Below are 18,311 nucleotides of genomic sequence, written 5' to 3'. Positions count from 1 at the left end.
TCTAAAATTCTAACTAAAAACAAAAGAAATATGTCTTATCTATTTACCTCTGAATCCGTTTCAGAAGGACATCCAGACAAAATTGCGGATCAGATTTCAGATGCGTTGATCGATAACTTTTTGGCATTCGACCCCAATTCCAAAGTGGCGTGCGAAACTTTGGTGACCACCGGACAAGTCGTTTTGGCGGGTGAGGTGAAATCCACCGCATACCTCGATGTGCAGGATATCGCCAGAAGAGTAATCAATGGAATTGGCTATACAAAAGGCGAATATATGTTTAATGGCGATTCGTGCGGCGTGATTTCTGCCATCCACGAACAATCACCAGATATCAATCAGGGAGTTGACCGCGTTGGTGAAGATGCCGATTTCGAAACTCGCGCAAATAATCAGGGTGCAGGAGATCAGGGAATGATGTTTGGTTATGCCACCAATGAAACCGAAAACTACATGCCGCTCGCTTTGGATTTGGCTCACGCCATCTTGAAAGAACTCTCTGAGCTTAGAAAAGAAAACGCAGCCATCAACTATCTTCGTCCGGATGCAAAATCCCAGGTAACCATTGAATATTCTGACGACCACAAACCAATCAGAATTGATTCGATCGTGGTTTCCACTCAGCATGATGATTTCGGAAGTGAGGAAGCAATGCTGGCAAAAATCCGAAAAGACATCATTGAAATCTTAATCCCTAAAGTAAAGGCAAAGCAAAAAAGAGAAATTCAAGACCTTTTCAACGACCAAATCAAATACCATGTCAATCCTACCGGAAAGTTCGTAATTGGCGGACCACACGGAGATACAGGACTAACCGGTAGAAAAATCATCGTGGATACTTACGGTGGAAAAGGCGCGCACGGAGGTGGTGCATTTTCTGGAAAAGATCCGTCAAAAGTGGACAGAAGTGCGGCATATGCAGTGAGACATATCGCCAAAAACCTGGTTGCAGCAGGAGTTGCAGATGAAGTATTGGTTCAGGTTTCTTATGCGATCGGCGTTGCAGAACCATGTGGACTTTATATCAATACTTATGGAACTTCCAAAGTTAATCTCACGGATGGAGAAATTGCCAAAAAAGTGCAGAAGATTTTCGATCTGCGACCTTATGCCATTGAGAAAAACCTGAAGCTTAGAAATCCAATATATCAGGAAACCGCTTCCTACGGACATATGGGAAGAGATTATTATGTTGCCGACAAAACATTCCGGGCTGCAAACGGAGAAGAAAAAACCATTAAGGATTTGGAATTCTTCACCTGGGAAAAACTAGATAAAGTGGATGAAATCCGGAAAGAGTTCGGAATTTAATTCCGGTCCAACAAAATTGAACTGCTTTTTCAGAAATGATTAAGCAGTTTTTTTTTAACTTTAAGACCGAAATTGTATCATGAATCATGAATAGGAAATCTTTGCTTTTTTTTGTACTCTTATGCTGTTCGGGATTTGGCATGAAAGCACAAATGACGATGCATAAACTGCTGACGGCAGGATATGAGTACCAAAATCTGAGTTTCGGCGAAGTGGGCGGGAAATTACTTTTTTTGAATAATGACGATTTGGTTTACCGACTCGGAGTTTCTGCATTAATGGGATCAGTGGATTCTAAATTCGTGGTGATTCCAAAAGTACAGGGAGATATTTTGATGAATTTTGAGCGAAATGTGGACTTCTACCATTCCTGGTATTTTTTGGCGGGCGCTGAAGTAACCACTAAATTTATAGCTCCAAAAATCGGTTTCACCCTGTTTGGAATTGTCGATTTAACGGGTGGTTATGCTTTTCCGCTTGATCAGAATGGAATCAATGGCAAAAAATTGAATGGCTTTAATTTGAATTTCACGGTCAATCTGCCGATACCTTTTTTGAACGACATGATAAAATAAAAAGATTTTTTTAATTTTTTGACTTTCTATTAACAAAGTATTAACTTTTTTATTAATTTAGCCCACTCAACAAAACAACAACTATCGATTAGATAATTCTACTTTTATTCTAAATTGACCGAAAGAAGGGCCCAAAATAATTTGGTGCTGGAATTCGTGGACTTAAAAATAAAGAAAAGAGTTATGAACACAAATACCGATAGCTGGCTGATTTCCCATTTCAAGAACGGCGACGAAAAGTCACTTGCCATCTTAATTGAGCGGCATCAAAGTGATCTCTTTACATTCATCTACTATAAAGTAATGGATGAGGATCTTGCCAATGATATTTTCCAGGATACTTTCATGAAAATCATTGTCACGCTGAAGGAAGGGCGCTACAATGAGGAGGGAAAATTCATACTTTGGGCAAAAAGAATTGCACATAACCTGATTATTGACCATTACAGATTGAAGACCAAGCACAACAAAGTCTCCGAATCTTCTTATGACAATGATGAGTTTTCGATTTTTGACCTGCTTTCTTCGCAGGAAGAAAATATTGAGGAACAGCTCGTCAGCAGACAGATCAAGGATGATTTGATGAAAATGTTGAAATTCTTGCCAGAAAATCAGCAGGAAGTAATCAAACTTCGATTCTTCGATGGCCTGAGTTTCAAAGAAATTGCTGACCACACAGACTCCAGTATCAATACAACGCTCGGTCGGGTTCGTTATGCGCTCATCAACCTGAGAAAAATCATGGAGGAGCATAATATTATTTTAACACGATAAATAATATTTTCAAAATAGTTTCGTTTTTAAGTCAAATCAGGATTGCCTATGAAAAAATTTGACATTTTAAATGAAAAACTTTTGAAACCAAAAAAGCAAACCATTGACTTTTTACTAAGTTATTCACGAAACATCGAAGTGGTGAAAACCAAAAGTAAAATCCACATTGTTTCCAAGAACTAATCTTAAATTATCTAAATTTGTGCTGTATGAAAATTCAGCACATTTTTTTTGACCTCGACAACACATTATGGGACCACCGCAAGAATGCGTACCACACTTTAAAAGAAATTTTCCGGGCAGAACGGGTTAAAGAAAATCATCATCTGGATTTCGAGGACTTTCACCGAGAATATTTTACCATTAACGAAAGACTTTGGGAACAGATAAGAGATGGCGAAATAGACAAGGAATACCTCAGAAAACACCGTTTTTACGATTCTTTCCTGTTTTTCGGGATTGATGATTTCGAACTTGCGCAGGCTTTCGAGAACAATTTCCTGGACACCATCCTGAATTACAATGATTTGGTGGAGGGTGCGTTCGAAATCCTTGAATACCTTTCCGCAAAAGGTTACCACATCCACATTCTCTCAAACGGCTTTAAGGAAGTTACTTATAAAAAATGTGAACTCTCGGGAATCCAAAACTATTTTGAAACCATCACTTCCGCAGATGAAATCAATATCCGGAAACCACAGCCGGAAATCTACGATTATGCGCTAAAAAAATCCGGCGCTAAAAAAGAGGAATCCATCATGATCGGCGATGATTGGATTGCCGACGTGGAAGGTGCAAAATCTTTTGGACTGAAAGTAGTTTTCTTTGATGTATTCAGCGATAATTTTTCAGGTGAAGATATTTTGGTGATCAAAAAACTGGAAGAACTGCGACAGATTCTTTAAGTACAATTATTTTTTCTGGGAATCTCCCACAAAATCCAAACTCACTGAATTCATGCAAAAACGCACCCCGGTTGGTTCCGGTCCGTCATTGAAAACATGACCCAGATGTGAGCCGCATCTTTTACACAGCACCTCTATTCGCTCCATTCCGTGCGAAGTGTCGCGTTTATAGATCACACCTTCTTTATCAGCTTCGAAAAAGCTCGGCCATCCGCAGGTTGAAGAGAATTTGGCATCTGAGCGGAAAAGGTGATTTCCACAAACCGCGCAGTAATAGTCGCCTTTCTCATCAAACTCATTGTACTTCCCAGTGTGGGGTCTTTCTGTTGCAGCCTCTCTGGAAACGGCATACAACTCGGGTGAAAGAATTTTTTTCCACTCTTCATTAGGTACGGTGAGCAAAGTTCTATCGGTTCTGGAGTAATATGGATTGGTTTTTGTGGTTGAATTTTCCATTGAAGTAGATTTAATAGGTTGCTGTGTTTGCGAACAGGTTTGCAAACTCAAAAGTAGCATTATCGAAATTAATAATTTCATTACTCCAAATTTACTAAATTTGAATTAAATGAATGATCAACAGAAACGCTTTTCACTCCGAAAATTCAAGGCATTCGCCACCGGACTTTTTCTCCTGATGGCGGTAATTTTCATTATAACCACCATACTTCAAAAGACAGATGATTCCCACTGGATCGGCTATATCCGGGCTTTTTCCGAAGCGGCAATGGTCGGAGCTTTGGCGGATTGGTTTGCGGTGACCGCTCTTTTCAATTATCCTTTGGGATTGAAAATTCCGCACACCAACCTCATCGAAAACAGCAAGGAAAGAATCGGTGACAATCTGGGAAATTTCGTGGTGGAAAATTTTCTTTCACCACAAAATATCCGTCCCTACATCTTAAAATTAAAGGTTTCAGGTTTCGTGGGTGAATGGCTTTCCAAAGACAGAAACCAGGAAAATCTGGTTCGTGAACTTTCGAATATCCTTTTGGATATTTTAGCCAAACTTGATGATTCCGCGGTGGTTCTATTCATCGGCAAAAAAGCAAAAGAAATGTCCAATGATTTGAAAATCAACCAAATTGTAGGAAGTGGAATTGAATATGTCCTCCATAAAAACGACCATCAACGATTAATCACCAATCTCTCGAAACAGATCAAGGATTATGTGATCCAAAACCGGGAAATGGTGCAGGACAGGGTGAAAAAAGAAAGTTATTTTCTGGTCCCAAAATTTGTGGATGATGCGATTGCCCAAAAAATAACTTCGGGTCTGACCAAGTATTTCGAGGAAGTGGAAAATGATTTGAACCATAATTTAAGAACCGAAATCACCAGAAAACTCTATGAATTCTCGCAGGAAGTGCAGCATGAGGCAAAATGGCAAGAGGAATTCCAAGGCATTAAAAATGATTTCCTGAAAGAGGAAAAACTTCAGCAATATGCTAAAGACATTTGGCAATCCATCAAGAAAACACTTTCAACCGAATTAACAGAGGAAGTAACATCGCTGAAAAATTACCTCAAAAAAAATCTGACCGAACTTTCACAGAATTTGAAATCCGATGAGAATCTGCAGCATAAGATAGACCACTGGATTCGTTTCACCATCTACAAATATATTTTGAAAAACACACATCAGTTTGGGGCATTAATCAGTGACACCGTTGGAAATTGGCAGGGTAAAGAACTCTCTGATAAACTGGAACTGGAAGTGGGAAAAGATCTGCAATTTATCCGTGTAAACGGAACTTTGGTGGGCGGATTAGTGGGTTTAATTATCTACACGGTGGCTCACTTTTTCATTTAATGACCGCTTTATTCTTTTTCAAGTTCTTATTTTCGTAATTTTACTTGCACCAAAATCAAAAAATATCATGGAAAATAATCATCTAAAACCACTTTCAGAAGTGTACAACACTTTGCGAAACAGAGGGATTACAAAAGAAATCCGGATGAATGACGACCACCAAATGGTTCTGGGCGAAAACGAAAAAGTCTACAGTTCGCCAAGTGATCTTTGCATCGTGAAATCTTACCGTTTTGAAGGCATGAGCAGCGCCGATGACAACGCAGTACTTTATATTTTGGAGGACAAAGACGGCATCAAGGCGACGATCCTGGACTCATATGGTTCCGAGAGCAATTATTCGGGTCCTGAATTTGGAAATTTCCTGCGCCAAATCCCTTTTGAGGAAAAGGAGGAGTATAATATCGACTAGTCTCTGTTTACACCTCCAGTTCAATTACGTATCCTTCATGGTTTCTCACATTCATGGAATTTCCGCCATCGAAGGAAAGATATTGACCTTTAATACCTTTTAATACCGCCTCGAATTCTGGATTTTTATCCAAAGTGAAGGCATTGATTTTTTCCGGTTTTTCATAAGGATAATCGAATTTCATGATTTCGCCTTCTTGGGAATAGAAATTTTTAAAACCTTCGGGAAAATATTGCGATACCTTCTCACGGAAATCGGCTAAATCCAGTTCATCCTCGAAATCGTCTTCCAACATTTTTCGCCAATTGGTTTTATCGGGAAGATGTTCTTTGAGTGCAACTTCAATCATTCCTGCTTCATATCTGTTTTCAGTTCTGGCAATGGGCAATGCGAAAGTGGCACCCTGGTCAATCCATCGCGTTGGAATCTGGGTTTCACGCGTCACGCCCACTTTCACATCACCGGTATAAGCGAGATACACCACATGCGGTTGAAGCTGGATTTCTTTCTCCACCTCCAAATCGCGTTCCTGGATCCCAAGATGAGCCGTGGAAAGTTCTGGACGAATGATGGTGTCACTGGCGTATGGACTTTCAAAAAAGCATTTTTTGCAGAAACCCATCCTGAAGATTTTCTCATCGTTTCCACAGTTTACACATTGATAACCAACGTGTTTTACTTTAATTTTTCTTCCAATCAACTGATTCATGCTGATTAAATCGTGGGATAGGTTCAGAAAATATTGGATAGGTTTCCCGTTTTGGGTGGTCATTTTTAGGATTTGTCCGTGGAAGTGCATGTAAGAATTTTGAGTAAATTTAAGGAATAAAATTTGAAGTTTTAATTTGTATTTTTGTATCAAATTAATGGGATGGAAACAGTAACGATTTAGATCAAAAAGAATTGCGACATTTCATTGATGAAAAGGATATCGAGGGCTTCTAAAGTTGGGATTTTTGAAGAAAGCAAGGAGTTCACGAATTCTGAAATATTAAAATTATTGCAGCAAACAGAAAAATAAGGATAATCCTGAATATTTGAAGCAGAAGTTCAAACCTGTTGATGCGAATAAATTATTGGAAAATATAATGTCAGAGTAGGTGAAAAAGCATAGCAGGATTTGAAAAAGCGCTGCAAATCCGGAAGAAAAACCGATATTCATAAAATTGAGACTTTTTTCATAGAACTTTCCGAAAACCCCAGAGAAGGAACTGGCAATCCGGAGCAATTAAGACATCTATACTCTGAAGCAGAAGAATCAATAAAAAAGATCGACTTGTTTATCAAATGTCATCGTTCCGGTACTTTCCGTTTTAGGGCATTACTCAGACAAATAAAATCCACAACCAATACACCATGCATTACCTCGTCACCGGCGGAAGCGGATTTATCGGCTCGCACCTAGTAGAACATCTTCTAAAAAATAGACATTCTGTCATTAATGTTGACAATTTTGATGATTTCTATGATTATAAAATCAAGGTGAAAAACACCTTGGAATCCGTTGGCATTGACCAGGAATTTAATTTCACCAACAAAAGCCGGGACATTCAAAAACTGATTTTTGAAACCTCACGCAAGAAATATCAACTTTATTATCAAGACATTAGAGATAAAAAAGGCTTAGAAAAAATCTTTCAGAAACATAAAATAGACCAAGTCATCCATTTGGCAGCTTTGGCCGGAGTGCGCCCATCCATTGAGCGACCGCTGGATTATGAAGAGGTGAATGTGAAAGGCACCATGAATTTGTGGGAACTTTGCAGGGAATTCAAAATCAATAAATTCGTTTGCGCTTCGAGCTCAAGTGTTTACGGTGAAAGAAAAACCATTCCATTTGCAGAAACCGACGCTGTGGACCACCCTATTTCACCTTATGCAGCAACCAAAAAATGTGTGGAAATTTTAGGTCATGCTTATCATCATCTCTACCAAATCGATATGATTCAGCTAAGGTTTTTTACCGTTTACGGACCGAGACAAAGACCAGATTTAGCGATCCATAAATTTACCAAACTAATTTTCGAAAACAAAGAAATTCCTTTCTATGGCGATGGTTCCACTTCCAGGGATTATACTTACATCGACGATATTATTGATGGAATCCTAAAATCCATCCATTACCTGGAAACCCATGACCGTGTTTACGAAATCATTAACCTGGGTGAAAACGAAGTCATTGAGCTGGAAGAAATGGTGTCCACCATAGAAAATCATCTGGAAAAAAAATCTGCCAAAAAAGTACTGCCAATACAACCTGGAGATGTGCCAAAAACCAACGCAGACATTACAAAAGCCAGAACCTTATTGGGTTACAATCCAACCACAAAATTCCAAAATGGCACAAAAAAATTTGTGGAATGGTTTTTGAGAAATGCCCAGTAGCAATTGGAAATAGGCAATTATTTTCAAGCAATCAGGCAATTTGCCGGGAGAAATCAGCAAAACGCTAAAAATCAGCATTAAAACGCTTTGATTTCTCACCTAATTTTTTACTTTTGCAAAAATTTAATTTATGTACTGGACATTAGAATTAGCATCTTATCTAAGTGACGCACCTTGGCCAATGACGAAGGCAGAACTTATTGATTACGCAATCAGAACGGGTGCACCAATGGAAGTGGTAGAAAACCTTCAGGCAATCGAAGACGAAGGTGAAATCTACGAATCAATTGAAGAGGTTTGGAGCGACTATCCAACCGACGAAGACTTCCTTTGGAACGAAGACGAATATTAATTAGCTACTGGCTTCTGGCAAATTGCCTTTAGCCATTTTTATATAACAAACAACGCGATTAGCCAAACGCTAAAAGCCAAAAGCAAATATGGGTTTATTAGACAAAGTTCTGAAGGGTTTCCTGGGTGACAAAAATGCCACCGACCTGAAGGAAGTAAAAAAAGTTTTAGCAAAGATAAAAGCCGCAGAACCAAAAATCCAGGAATTAACTGACGATGGTTTAAGGGCAAAAACAGCCGAATTCAAAGAAAAAATAAAAGCAGCAACCGCCAATATCTCGTCGCAAATCACCGATCTGAAAGAGCAAATCAAAAAATCCACCAACGTGGACGAAAAAGAAGCACTCTTTGCAAAAATTGAAAGTTTAAAGAAAGATTCCTATGAAATTGAGGAAAAAGTACTGAACGATATTCTTCCGGAAGCATTTGCACTGATCAAAGAAACCGCAAGACGTCTTGCACAAAACGGTGAGATCAAAGTAACTGCTACAGAAATGGACAAAGAACTTGCTTCAACTAAAGATTTCGTTGAAGTGCAGGGAGAGACCGCAATCTGGAAAAATCACTGGGATGCAGCAGGAACCGCAGTAACTTGGGACATGGTTCATTATGATGTTCAGTTTATTGGAGGGGTAGTTCTTCACAGCGGAAAAATTGCGGAGATGGCGACAGGTGAAGGTAAAACTTTGGTAGGAACTCTGCCCATTTACCTGAATGCGCTTCCCGGAAGAGGAGTTCACGTGGTCACCGTAAACGACTATTTGGCAAAACGTGACTGTGCCTGGATGGGACCAATCTATCAGTTCCATGGTTTGACCATAGATTGTATTGACAATCACCAACCCAATACCGACGCGAGAAGAAAAGCTTATCAATCCGATATTACTTATGGTACCAATAACGAGTTCGGTTTCGATTATTTGAGAGACAACATGGTGACTTCACCAGACGAATTGGTTCAGGGAGAATTAAATTTCGCCATCGTGGATGAGGTGGATTCCGTTTTGGTAGATGATGCCAGAACGCCGTTGATTATTTCCGGACCCGTTCCGCAGGGAGACCGGCAGGAATTTGATACTTTGAAACCATCGGTAGACCGAATCGTGGAAGTTCAGAAAAAAACCGTTTCCCACATCTTCAACGAAGCCAAAAAATTGATCGCTGCCGGAAATACCAAAGAAGGTGGATTCAAACTTTTGCAGGCTTACAGAGGTTTGCCGAAAAACCGACAGCTGATTAAATTCCTTTCAGAAAGTGGAAACAAAGCACTTCTTCAAAAAGTGGAAGGACAATACATGCAGGACAACAACCGTGATATGCCGATTGTTGACAAAGACCTTTACTTCGTCATCGATGAGAAAAACAACCAAATCGATTTGACCGACAAAGGTGTTGAATATATGTCCGCAGGAAATGAGGACAAAGATTTCTTCGTCCTTCAAGATATCGCTACCGAAATTGCAGAACTGGAATCTAAAGGCCTCAGCAAGGAAGAAGAATTTGAAGCCAAAGAGAAATTGTTTGGTGATTTCGCGGTAAAATCTGAAAGGGTTCACACTTTAAACCAATTATTGAAAGCCTACACTTTATTTGAAAAAGATGATGAATACGTGGTGATTGATGGCGAAGTGAAAATCGTGGACGAACAAACCGGACGGATCATGGAAGGAAGACGTTATTCCGATGGACTTCACCAAGCGATTGAAGCGAAAGAAAACGTGAAAATCGAAGCAGCAACACAAACTTTTGCTACCATTACGCTTCAGAATTACTTCCGTATGTATAACAAATTGGCGGGAATGACCGGTACTGCGGAAACAGAAGCCGGTGAGCTTTGGGAAATCTACAAACTTGACGTGGTAGTAATTCCAACCAACCGACCAATTCAGCGAGATGACAGACAAGATTTGGTTTACAAAACCAACCGTGAAAAATACAACGCGGTCATCGAAGAAATCGAAAGACTCACTGCACAGGGAAGACCTGTTCTGGTGGGAACAACTTCGGTAGAAATCTCCCAATTATTGTCCAGAGCGCTTCAATTAAGAAAAATCCAACACAATGTACTGAATGCGAAACTCCACGCAAAAGAAGCTGAAATTGTTGCTTTAGCAGGAGGACCCGGAGTGGTTACCATAGCAACGAATATGGCAGGTCGTGGTACCGACATCAAATTGCAGGGTGACGTTAAGAAGAACGGCGGTTTGGCAATCATCGGAACTGAAAGACACGATTCCAGACGTGTTGACAGACAGTTGAGAGGTCGTGCCGGAAGACAGGGAGATCCGGGAAGTTCACAATTCTATGTTTCTTTGGAGGATAACTTGATGCGACTTTTCGGTTCAGAAAGAATCGCGAAAATGATGGACAGAATGGGCCATAAAGAAGGTGAAGTGATTCAACATTCCATGATTTCCAAGTCCATTGAAAGAGCACAGAAAAAAGTAGAAGAAAACAACTTTGGTATCCGAAAAAGATTGTTGGAATATGACGACGTGATGAACAAACAGCGTGACGTGATCTACAAACGAAGAAAAAACGCATTGTTCGGCGACCACTTGAAATATGATATTTCCAACATGATTTTTGATGTGGCGCAATCCATCGTTACCAAAACGAAAATAGAAGGTGATTACAAAGATTTCGAATATGAAATCATCAAAAATTTCACCATGGAAGCACCAGTTTCTGAAAATGACTTCAAGACCAAACAGGTTCAAGAATTGACGAATATCGTGTTCAAAGCGGCTTCCGAAGATTACCAGATGAAGCTAAATCTGTTGAAAGAAAAATCGTTCCCAATCATTGAAAACGTTTACCAAAACCAAGGTTCGATGTTTAAGATGATCCAGGTTCCGTTTACAGATGGAATTAAAACCATGACCATTGTAACGGATTTGAAAGAAGCTTACGAAACACATTGTGACTCATTGGTAAACGACTTCGAAAAGAACATTTCACTCGCCATCATCGATGAAAACTGGAAACTTCACTTGAGAGAAATGGATGATTTGAGACGTTCTTCACAAGGTGCGGTTTATGAGCAGAAAGATCCGCTTGTGATTTACAAACAGGAATCCTACTACCTTTTCAGCGAAATGGTGGAAAAAGTAAACAAGGAAATTGTTTCGTTCTTATTCAAAGGAGAAATTCCGGCGTAAGAAACAGCGACAAATATCATAAAAACTTCTTCAGAAATGGAGAAGTTTTTTGTTATTGAAAAAAACATGCTTCACATAATAACCATTGTATGAAGAATATTGTAAATTTTCAACAACCACAAATTATAAAATCTTATGAAAACAGTCTTTCTTTTACTCTTTCTTTTTGTCGTGCTCTCATGTGGTAGAAATTCTTCCAATGATGCTACGCCGCAAGATGTATTACCGGCTGCAACCACTTCGGGGGCAAACACCGCCGGTTGCCTGGTAAACGGAAAAGTTTTAATTCCAAAGAATGGCAGTCAAAGTATTGGGGGGCAACCGCTCTACGGACTACTCTCGAGTGTTGGGCCAAATTTCAATTTTCCGCCAGTAGGCAATGACACATGGGATTTATTGATAACTAACCATTCCACTAAAAATTCATTATCAATTAATTTAGAGAATTTATCTCAAGGCATAGGAGAATATCAATTAAATTCATCAAACACGATAGCATATAAGGATGGAAGTGGTAATTATTTTACTTCTTCTAACAATTCCGGTATAGTAAAAATAACCCGATTTGATTATTTATTAGGTATTTATTCCGGTCAATTTTCTTCATCATTAAAGAATAGTAACACCGGAGAAATTATCGAAATTAAAGAAGGTAGATTTGACATTAATTACACCACCCTAAACCATTAAAATCATGAAAAAATTTTACACACGACTCCTACAGATTATTTTCTGTAATTTTTCGGTAGTATTTGTTGTGTCGCAGACAAAAACATATACGCAATCAATGGACAGTTTGCTTGTATATCTTGACAAAAGCCAGATGGTGACTCCAATATTGTATGACCGGGTATTTTCTAATTACAATAGTAAACGACAAATATCATAGAAACTTCTTCAGAAATGGAGAAGTTTTTTTTGTTAGAAACAAAACATGCCTCAAATCATATTCATTACATAAAAAACTATTGTATATTTACATCAATCACAAAAAATAAAATGATATGAAAACAGTCTTTCTTTTACTCTTTCTTTTTGTCGTGCTCTCATGTGGTAGAAATTCTTCCAATGATGCTACGCCGCAAGATATTTTGCCGGCCGCAACCACTTCGGGGGCAAACACCGCCGGTTGCTTGGTAAACGGAAAAGTTTTAATTCCAAAGAATGGCAATCAAAGTATTGGGGGACAACCGCTATATGGATTAACGATAAATGCGATTGATACTAATTATTATATAAATATAAAAAATTATTCTACAAATCAACGAGTGTACTTTTACATGTATAATGTTACTGCTTCTGGGGATTTTATTGTAAACCAATCAGGAGGGTATGGATCGCCTACAACTCAAATTACGCAGATGTATCTTGAGTTTGATGGAAAAATTTTTTTGTCATCTGATAATTGTGGTATAATAACAATCAATAGATTTGATTATCCATATTTCTCCGGAACATTTACAGCAACACTATATAACAAAGAACAACCAACAGAAAAGATACAAATAACTGATGGCAGATTCGATATTAATAGATTAACATTAAACAAATAATATTATGAAAAAACTCTCCAATATTTTAATCTCATTTTTTTCAATACTTTTTTCATCAATCAATATCTATGCACAAACAAAGACATATACGCAATCGATGGACAGTTTGCTTGTATATCTTGACAAAAGCCAGATGGTGACTCCAATATTGTATGACCGGGTATTTTCTAATTACAATAGTAAACGACAAATATCATAGAAACTTCTTCAGAAATGGAGAAGTTTTTTTTGTTAGAAACAAAACATGCCTCAAATCATATTCATTACATAAAAAACTATTGTATATTTACATCAATCACAAAAAATAAAATGATATGAAAACAGTCTTTCTTTTACTCTTTCTTTTTGTCGTGCTCTCATGTGGTAGAAATTCTTCCAATGATGCTACGCCGCAAGATATTTTGCCGGCCGCAACCACTTTGGGGGGCAAACACCGCCGGTTGCTTGGTAAACGGAAAAGTTTTAATTCCAAAGAATGGCAATCAAAGTATTGGGGGACAACCACTTTACGGACTAAAAGAATTTTTCGGAAATAATTTCTATCCTGGAATGAATGATTTTTGGCAACTAGAAATTTCTAATAAAAAGGATTCCAACGGTTACTCCATTTTTTTATGGATCAATAATATGTCTGCTGGAACGGGAAACTATGTTGTCAATCAGTCGAATGGTTTATTATATGAAGAAGGACCAAACAACAATCAAATTATATTAATCTCGCCAGAAGGGAAAAAATATCTTTCCTCAACAAATAGTGGAAATATTTTTATAAGCCGTGCAGAAGTTACTTCTTCTACCAACATAATTTCTGGTACTTTTAGTTGTAAAGTATATAACATAGAAAATTCATCTGATATTATCAATGTAACTGATGGTAGATTTGACATTAATTACACCACTCTAAACCATTAAATTCATGAAAAAATTTTACACAAGAATTCTACAGATTATTTTCTTCAATTTTTCGATAGTATTTGTTGTATCTCAAACAAAGACATATACGCAATCGATGGACAGTTTGCTTGTATATCTTGACAAAAGCCAGATGATGACTCCAATACTGTATGACCGGGTGTTTTCTTTTACAGATATAGACAGAGCAGTAAAGGATACAGTTAGTTCAGATTATTTTGTTCAATCTTGGAGCGAGCTGTATCGGGCACATAATAATGCGCCTTTTCTCAATCCGGACCAGTTAAAAGATATGTCAAAACAAAGTGCAAAAGTTAATAATGTAGAGATTGGGCTTTTAAACCTAAAATTCGACTATCTCAACTTTGGGGATCAAAACAATCCCAATATCAATATAAATGACGGTTATTTTAGAAATGTCCCCGGTAAAAACCCGTTCTCTCAAAAGACAATTTCTATTGCTGCTCCAATTTATTCTCAATTTAATTCCGGCGCAGTCACCTTTTCCCTCAAAAATGATTTTGTGGTGCAGGATGAATCCATACCAAAGGTCACCTCAATAAATGTAGATATTGGTAATGGGACTACACAAACTTTCCAAGTCAACGGTTTTGCTTCAAAACCGATCAATCCACCTGTAGTGATTACCTATACTTCTTCGGGAAAAAAGAATTTAAAATTCACCCTGATTTTCTCGGATAATACAACTAAAATTCTATACAGCAGTATTGATGTAAATATACCTCAAACTGGGAATGCACCCAGTGGGACATACAATGAATGGGAAAATTTTATCGGAGTTAACGGTATTAACAACACGATTCCCTTTCAGGGATATGGCGAAAATAGCGCAACGAGTGGAAAATTGGAATACAGGACTTACTATAATACGATTTCTAATCCCGGATATGATCCTGTTACCAAAACATTCAGTATCCAACCCAAATTGCGAAATCCCGTTTATATTCTGGATGGATATGATCCTGGTGATAAAATAAGCATAGACATGTTATATGGTTTTATGGCATATGACATTGATAATATACCAAATAATGGAAATGAAAAAAACTTGATTGAAGATATGAGAGATAATGGATTTGACGTCACCCTTGTTAATTTTCCGAACGGTGCAGATTTTATCGAAAGAAATGCGATGGCAGTAGTTGCCTTACTCCAAAGGGAAAATTTAAAACTTCAAGAAAATGGCAGTAGTAATCAAATAGCATTAATAGGTCCGAGCATGGGTGGTTTAGTGAGCAGATATGCACTCGCATATATGGAGAAAAATAATATTCCGCATAATACCAGATTATGGGTGAGTTATGACGCACCTCATTTAGGTGCCAATATTCCAATTTCAGCCCAAAGCAATTTATATTTTTATGGTTTTCTCGGAGGGAATGAGGTGGCAAAAACCAAATATTCAGAAAACTTTTTTTCGCCTGCGGCAAGAGAAATGTTAATAGAGCAATTAGATGCTGCAAATCCGATGAAAGGTGTCGGCGGACAAAATAATGGGGACCCCGTTAGAAATTTATTTAGACAAAACCTTATTAATAATGGCGTTGCGAACTCTAACGGTTTTCCGCAGCTGAGTAGGAATATTGCTATTTCTAACGGAAATACAGATATGACAAAAAACGTAAATGATGGTCAATGCTTGTTGGAAATGGCAGCGTTTAAAAAAATACTAGGATTTAATTATAAAGCGGCAACACTCGTTGACTATGCTCTTCCATCTTATACTACAAATGCATTAAATTTTGAAGGAAAATATACAAAGACAGGTTGGTTTACAAATGGCAATATTTTTTCAATTACGATTCTTAATACAAAAGTTTATAGAACCAATAATAATTTTCATGGCTCAATGGATGCAGTACAAGGTTCAAAATACAATACGATGATGATTATGAAAGAATCATTTGAAGAACCATTAAATCAAATGACATCATTTCACGAATGGAGACAAGGACCATATTACCATACCTTTATGCCCACTGTAAGTACATTGTCCTTGAAGAATCCTAATTTTAATTGGAATGATGATATTAGTAGAAATCTTCTTTGTAATAACGAGATTCCATTCAATACCTATTTTGTTACAAGCCAAAACGACATGCATGTTGCATTTGACCAAGAAATCGCAAATTGGCTGAGTGAAGAAATTAAAGGGAATTTTCAAAGTCCTCATTTATCACTGAAGAACGTAACATTATCTGCAACAAAGACAAATCTATGTGTAAATGAAACATTTCATGTTCAAACAAACGTAACGCTATTATGTAACCTTCCAAGCAATTACTATTGGACTGTTTCAAATAATCTTCAACTTATAGGGAGCAATACAAGTTCAGTAATTGAAGTTAAAGCATTACAAAACGGTTATGGTTTTGTTGAGTTAAATTTTGATAATGGCCAAAAAGTTACACAAAAGATTTGGGTCGGAGCAAGTTCGTTACAAATCGAACCAGCATCTAACAATACAAATTATGTAACGTTTTATGCTGTTAGCTCAAACCCAAATTTAACTTTAGAACAGCAAGGGATTACATCAGAGAATGTCAAATGGAAAAGACTGGACAATGGTGTCATAAAGACAGGATATTCCTATTTTGCCAATGCTCCCGGTTATAATTGGAGTTTTGATGTTGAAGTTAAAGCAACCAATAGTTGCGGTACTTATACAACTTATGCCACAATATCTCCACCACCACCTGTTGATTGTACAATTTATAAATTAACTAAAAACGGAAATTCTGAGGATTATTCGGTTTCAAAACAAGTTGAGCCACCATGTCCAACAGCTCCAAATGGCTCTGGAAGACAAATTGACGAATATCAAATTACGGTTGCCAACAGCATGGGGGTTATCGTAATTTCCAAAACAGGAGATGGCTTCGATATGAGCGGATTTCCGACAGGAATGTACGTGGTAAATATTCAAAAAGACAATCAGGTGGTTATTAATCAAACGATAATTAAAAATTAATGAATTTTTATTTTCAATGAAAATGCCTGAATGCAGATTCATTCAAAATTAGTAAACGACAAAGATCATAAAGACTTCTTCAGAAATGGAGAAGTTTTTTGTTAACCTACTATTAATTTTTGTATTTTTAAAACTTAAATTTACAAACGGATGTCATTAATAGATTTGTCGAAACAGGTTGCGTTAGGAGTGGACATTGGCGGTACCAATACCAAATTCGGTTTGGTCAACCACCGTGGTGAAATTCTTGCAAAAGGAAGCATCAAGACCGACGAATATGAGAAAGTAGAAGAATTTATCGACGCCCTTTATGAAAAAGTTTCGCCATTAATCAAACAATACTTTTCAGAAAAACAATTTGATGGAATTGGAGTTGGTGCCCCAAATGCGAATTATTTCCGGGGAACCATCGAACAAGCTCCCAATCTGCGGTGGAAAGGTGTGGTTCCATTTGCTGAATTGATGACCAAAAAGTTTGGTGTTCCCTGCACGATGACGAATGATGCAAACGCAGCCGCTTTGGGCGAAATGATGTTTGGTGCCGCACGCGGAATGAAGGATTTCATCATGATGACACTGGGAACCGGCGTAGGTAGCGGAATTATTTCCGGCGGAAAATTAATCTATGGCCACGACGGTTTTGCGGGAGAATTAGGACACACCATCGTAAAACCGGGAGGAAGAAAACATTGGAGCACCGGTTCTGAAGGTTCTTTGGAAGCTTATGCATCTGCAACGGGAATAGCAATTACCGCAAAAAAAATGCGCGCAGAATTCCCGGATTCAATGCTGAATGATTACCGCGAAGAGGATATCGATTCAAAAGTGGTTTACGAATGTGCCAAAAAAGGCGACCCGACTGCAATCGAAGTTTTCAGATATACCGGACAAAAATTGGGAGAAGCGCTTGCCAATTTCGTGATGTTTTCTTCACCGGAAGCAATTCTACTTTTTGGCGGCGTCATCAAAGCCGGGGATTTTATCTTAAAACCGACCAAACTTCACATGGAAAGAAACCTATTACCAATTTTTAGAAATAAAGTGAAATTGGTTTTCAGTGAATTGGACGAAGCGGATGCAGCTATTTTGGGAGCGAGCGCTTTGGTCTGGGAAAAATAAAAAACATTCACATAAAAAATCGCCACTGATTCGCGAATATTTTCGTCAAGA

17 protein-coding genes are annotated in these 18,311 nt (G+C 38.0%); 15 read left to right on the top strand and 2 right to left on the bottom strand.

What is annotated here, in order from left to right; translation table 11 throughout:
• The first annotated feature begins 30 nt into the window (after positions 1–30).
• The 5 genes from metK (at position 31) to L0951_RS03865 (ending at position 3,565) form a co-directional block, all read left to right on the top strand.
• Positions 31–1,311, top strand: a complete 1,281-nt coding sequence (gene metK, locus L0951_RS03880; RefSeq protein ID WP_234109577.1) for a methionine adenosyltransferase — start codon at positions 31–33, stop codon at positions 1,309–1,311.
• A gap of 86 nt (positions 1,312–1,397) precedes the next feature.
• The gene (locus tag L0951_RS03875; protein WP_234109575.1) at positions 1,398–1,886 is read left to right on the top strand and encodes a hypothetical protein; all 489 of its coding nucleotides are present in this window, start codon (positions 1,398–1,400) and stop codon (positions 1,884–1,886) included.
• 183 nt (positions 1,887–2,069) lie between these two features.
• Positions 2,070–2,660, top strand: a complete 591-nt coding sequence (locus tag L0951_RS03870) for an RNA polymerase sigma factor (protein ID WP_234109573.1) — start codon at positions 2,070–2,072, stop codon at positions 2,658–2,660.
• A gap of 48 nt (positions 2,661–2,708) precedes the next feature.
• Positions 2,709–2,843, top strand: a complete 135-nt coding sequence (locus L0951_RS13680; RefSeq protein WP_262486469.1) for a hypothetical protein — start codon at positions 2,709–2,711, stop codon at positions 2,841–2,843.
• A gap of 26 nt (positions 2,844–2,869) precedes the next feature.
• Complete coding sequence (locus L0951_RS03865; protein ID WP_234109571.1) at positions 2,870–3,565, top strand: YjjG family noncanonical pyrimidine nucleotidase; 696 nt, start codon at positions 2,870–2,872, stop codon at positions 3,563–3,565.
• Positions 3,566–3,571: 6 nt separating this feature from the next.
• On the opposite strand, the gene msrB is transcribed toward L0951_RS03865, so the two are convergent.
• The gene (msrB, locus tag L0951_RS03860) at positions 3,572–4,021 is read right to left on the bottom strand and encodes a peptide-methionine (R)-S-oxide reductase MsrB (protein WP_317207192.1); all 450 of its coding nucleotides are present in this window, start codon (positions 4,019–4,021) and stop codon (positions 3,572–3,574) included.
• A gap of 109 nt (positions 4,022–4,130) precedes the next feature.
• On the opposite strand from msrB, the gene L0951_RS03855 reads away from it, so the two are divergent.
• Positions 4,131–5,375, top strand: a complete 1,245-nt coding sequence (locus L0951_RS03855; RefSeq protein WP_234109569.1) for a DUF445 domain-containing protein — start codon at positions 4,131–4,133, stop codon at positions 5,373–5,375.
• A 67-nt stretch (positions 5,376–5,442) separates the two neighbouring features.
• Positions 5,443–5,787, top strand: coding sequence for a hypothetical protein (locus L0951_RS03850; RefSeq protein ID WP_234109568.1), 345 nt, complete (start codon positions 5,443–5,445; stop codon positions 5,785–5,787).
• 7 nt (positions 5,788–5,794) lie between these two features.
• Here L0951_RS03850 and L0951_RS03845 read toward each other — a convergent pair whose 3' ends face one another.
• Complete coding sequence (locus L0951_RS03845; protein WP_234109566.1) at positions 5,795–6,586, bottom strand: DUF2797 domain-containing protein; 792 nt, start codon at positions 6,584–6,586, stop codon at positions 5,795–5,797.
• A gap of 557 nt (positions 6,587–7,143) precedes the next feature.
• Here L0951_RS03845 and L0951_RS03840 point away from each other — a divergent pair.
• The 8 genes from L0951_RS03840 (at position 7,144) to L0951_RS03805 (ending at position 18,260) form a co-directional block, all read left to right on the top strand.
• Positions 7,144–8,172, top strand: coding sequence for a GDP-mannose 4,6-dehydratase (locus tag L0951_RS03840; protein ID WP_234109564.1), 1,029 nt, complete (start codon positions 7,144–7,146; stop codon positions 8,170–8,172).
• Positions 8,173–8,302: 130 nt separating this feature from the next.
• Positions 8,303–8,524: a DUF2795 domain-containing protein gene (locus L0951_RS03835; protein ID WP_002662059.1), complete on the top strand. Its 222-nt coding sequence runs from the start codon at positions 8,303–8,305 to the stop codon at positions 8,522–8,524.
• Between the two features lie 88 nt (positions 8,525–8,612).
• Positions 8,613–11,684 (top strand): preprotein translocase subunit SecA, encoded by a 3,072-nt coding sequence (gene secA, locus L0951_RS03830; protein WP_234109562.1) that lies wholly within the window; start codon positions 8,613–8,615, stop codon positions 11,682–11,684.
• A gap of 135 nt (positions 11,685–11,819) precedes the next feature.
• Entirely contained in the window at positions 11,820–12,374 is a 555-nt protein-coding gene (locus tag L0951_RS03825; protein ID WP_048498585.1) for a DUF6252 family protein, read from the top strand.
• 314 nt (positions 12,375–12,688) lie between these two features.
• Positions 12,689–13,237, top strand: a complete 549-nt coding sequence (locus L0951_RS03820; RefSeq protein ID WP_048499305.1) for a hypothetical protein — start codon at positions 12,689–12,691, stop codon at positions 13,235–13,237.
• A 378-nt stretch (positions 13,238–13,615) separates the two neighbouring features.
• Positions 13,616–14,149: a DUF5025 domain-containing protein gene (locus tag L0951_RS03815; RefSeq protein ID WP_234109559.1), complete on the top strand. Its 534-nt coding sequence runs from the start codon at positions 13,616–13,618 to the stop codon at positions 14,147–14,149.
• 4 nt (positions 14,150–14,153) lie between these two features.
• Positions 14,154–17,141 (top strand): esterase/lipase family protein, encoded by a 2,988-nt coding sequence (locus L0951_RS03810; protein ID WP_048499306.1) that lies wholly within the window; start codon positions 14,154–14,156, stop codon positions 17,139–17,141.
• Between the two features lie 150 nt (positions 17,142–17,291).
• The gene (locus tag L0951_RS03805) at positions 17,292–18,260 is read left to right on the top strand and encodes an ROK family protein (protein ID WP_048499307.1); all 969 of its coding nucleotides are present in this window, start codon (positions 17,292–17,294) and stop codon (positions 18,258–18,260) included.
• Positions 18,261–18,311 lie beyond the last annotated feature (51 nt).

The sequence above is a fragment of the Chryseobacterium sp. R2A-55 genome (genome assembly GCF_021401085.1).
Lineage (GTDB): Bacteria > Bacteroidota > Bacteroidia > Flavobacteriales > Weeksellaceae > Kaistella.
Note: the sequence above shows the minus strand (reverse complement) of the source record. Positions and strands in the feature narration are given on the sequence as shown.

Coding starts and splice junctions, on each gene's coding strand:
- L0951_RS03815 (WP_234109559.1), top strand. CDS start 13,616: ATGATGCTACGCCGCAAGATATTTTGCCGGCCGCAACCACTTTGGGGG.
- metK (WP_234109577.1), top strand. CDS start 31: ATGTCTTATCTATTTACCTCTGAATCCGTTTCAGAAGGACATCCAGAC.
- L0951_RS03850 (WP_234109568.1), top strand. CDS start 5,443: ATGGAAAATAATCATCTAAAACCACTTTCAGAAGTGTACAACACTTTG.
- L0951_RS03855 (WP_234109569.1), top strand. CDS start 4,131: ATGAATGATCAACAGAAACGCTTTTCACTCCGAAAATTCAAGGCATTC.
- L0951_RS03870 (WP_234109573.1), top strand. CDS start 2,070: ATGAACACAAATACCGATAGCTGGCTGATTTCCCATTTCAAGAACGGC.
- L0951_RS03835 (WP_002662059.1), top strand. CDS start 8,303: ATGTACTGGACATTAGAATTAGCATCTTATCTAAGTGACGCACCTTGG.
- L0951_RS03825 (WP_048498585.1), top strand. CDS start 11,820: ATGAAAACAGTCTTTCTTTTACTCTTTCTTTTTGTCGTGCTCTCATGT.
- L0951_RS03810 (WP_048499306.1), top strand. CDS start 14,154: ATGAAAAAATTTTACACAAGAATTCTACAGATTATTTTCTTCAATTTT.
- msrB (WP_317207192.1), bottom strand. CDS start 4,021: ATGGAAAATTCAACCACAAAAACCAATCCATATTACTCCAGAACCGAT.
- L0951_RS03805 (WP_048499307.1), top strand. CDS start 17,292: ATGTCATTAATAGATTTGTCGAAACAGGTTGCGTTAGGAGTGGACATT.
- L0951_RS03840 (WP_234109564.1), top strand. CDS start 7,144: ATGCATTACCTCGTCACCGGCGGAAGCGGATTTATCGGCTCGCACCTA.
- L0951_RS03875 (WP_234109575.1), top strand. CDS start 1,398: ATGAATAGGAAATCTTTGCTTTTTTTTGTACTCTTATGCTGTTCGGGA.
- L0951_RS03865 (WP_234109571.1), top strand. CDS start 2,870: ATGAAAATTCAGCACATTTTTTTTGACCTCGACAACACATTATGGGAC.
- L0951_RS13680 (WP_262486469.1), top strand. CDS start 2,709: ATGAAAAAATTTGACATTTTAAATGAAAAACTTTTGAAACCAAAAAAG.
- L0951_RS03845 (WP_234109566.1), bottom strand. CDS start 6,586: ATGCACTTCCACGGACAAATCCTAAAAATGACCACCCAAAACGGGAAA.
- secA (WP_234109562.1), top strand. CDS start 8,613: ATGGGTTTATTAGACAAAGTTCTGAAGGGTTTCCTGGGTGACAAAAAT.
- L0951_RS03820 (WP_048499305.1), top strand. CDS start 12,689: ATGAAAACAGTCTTTCTTTTACTCTTTCTTTTTGTCGTGCTCTCATGT.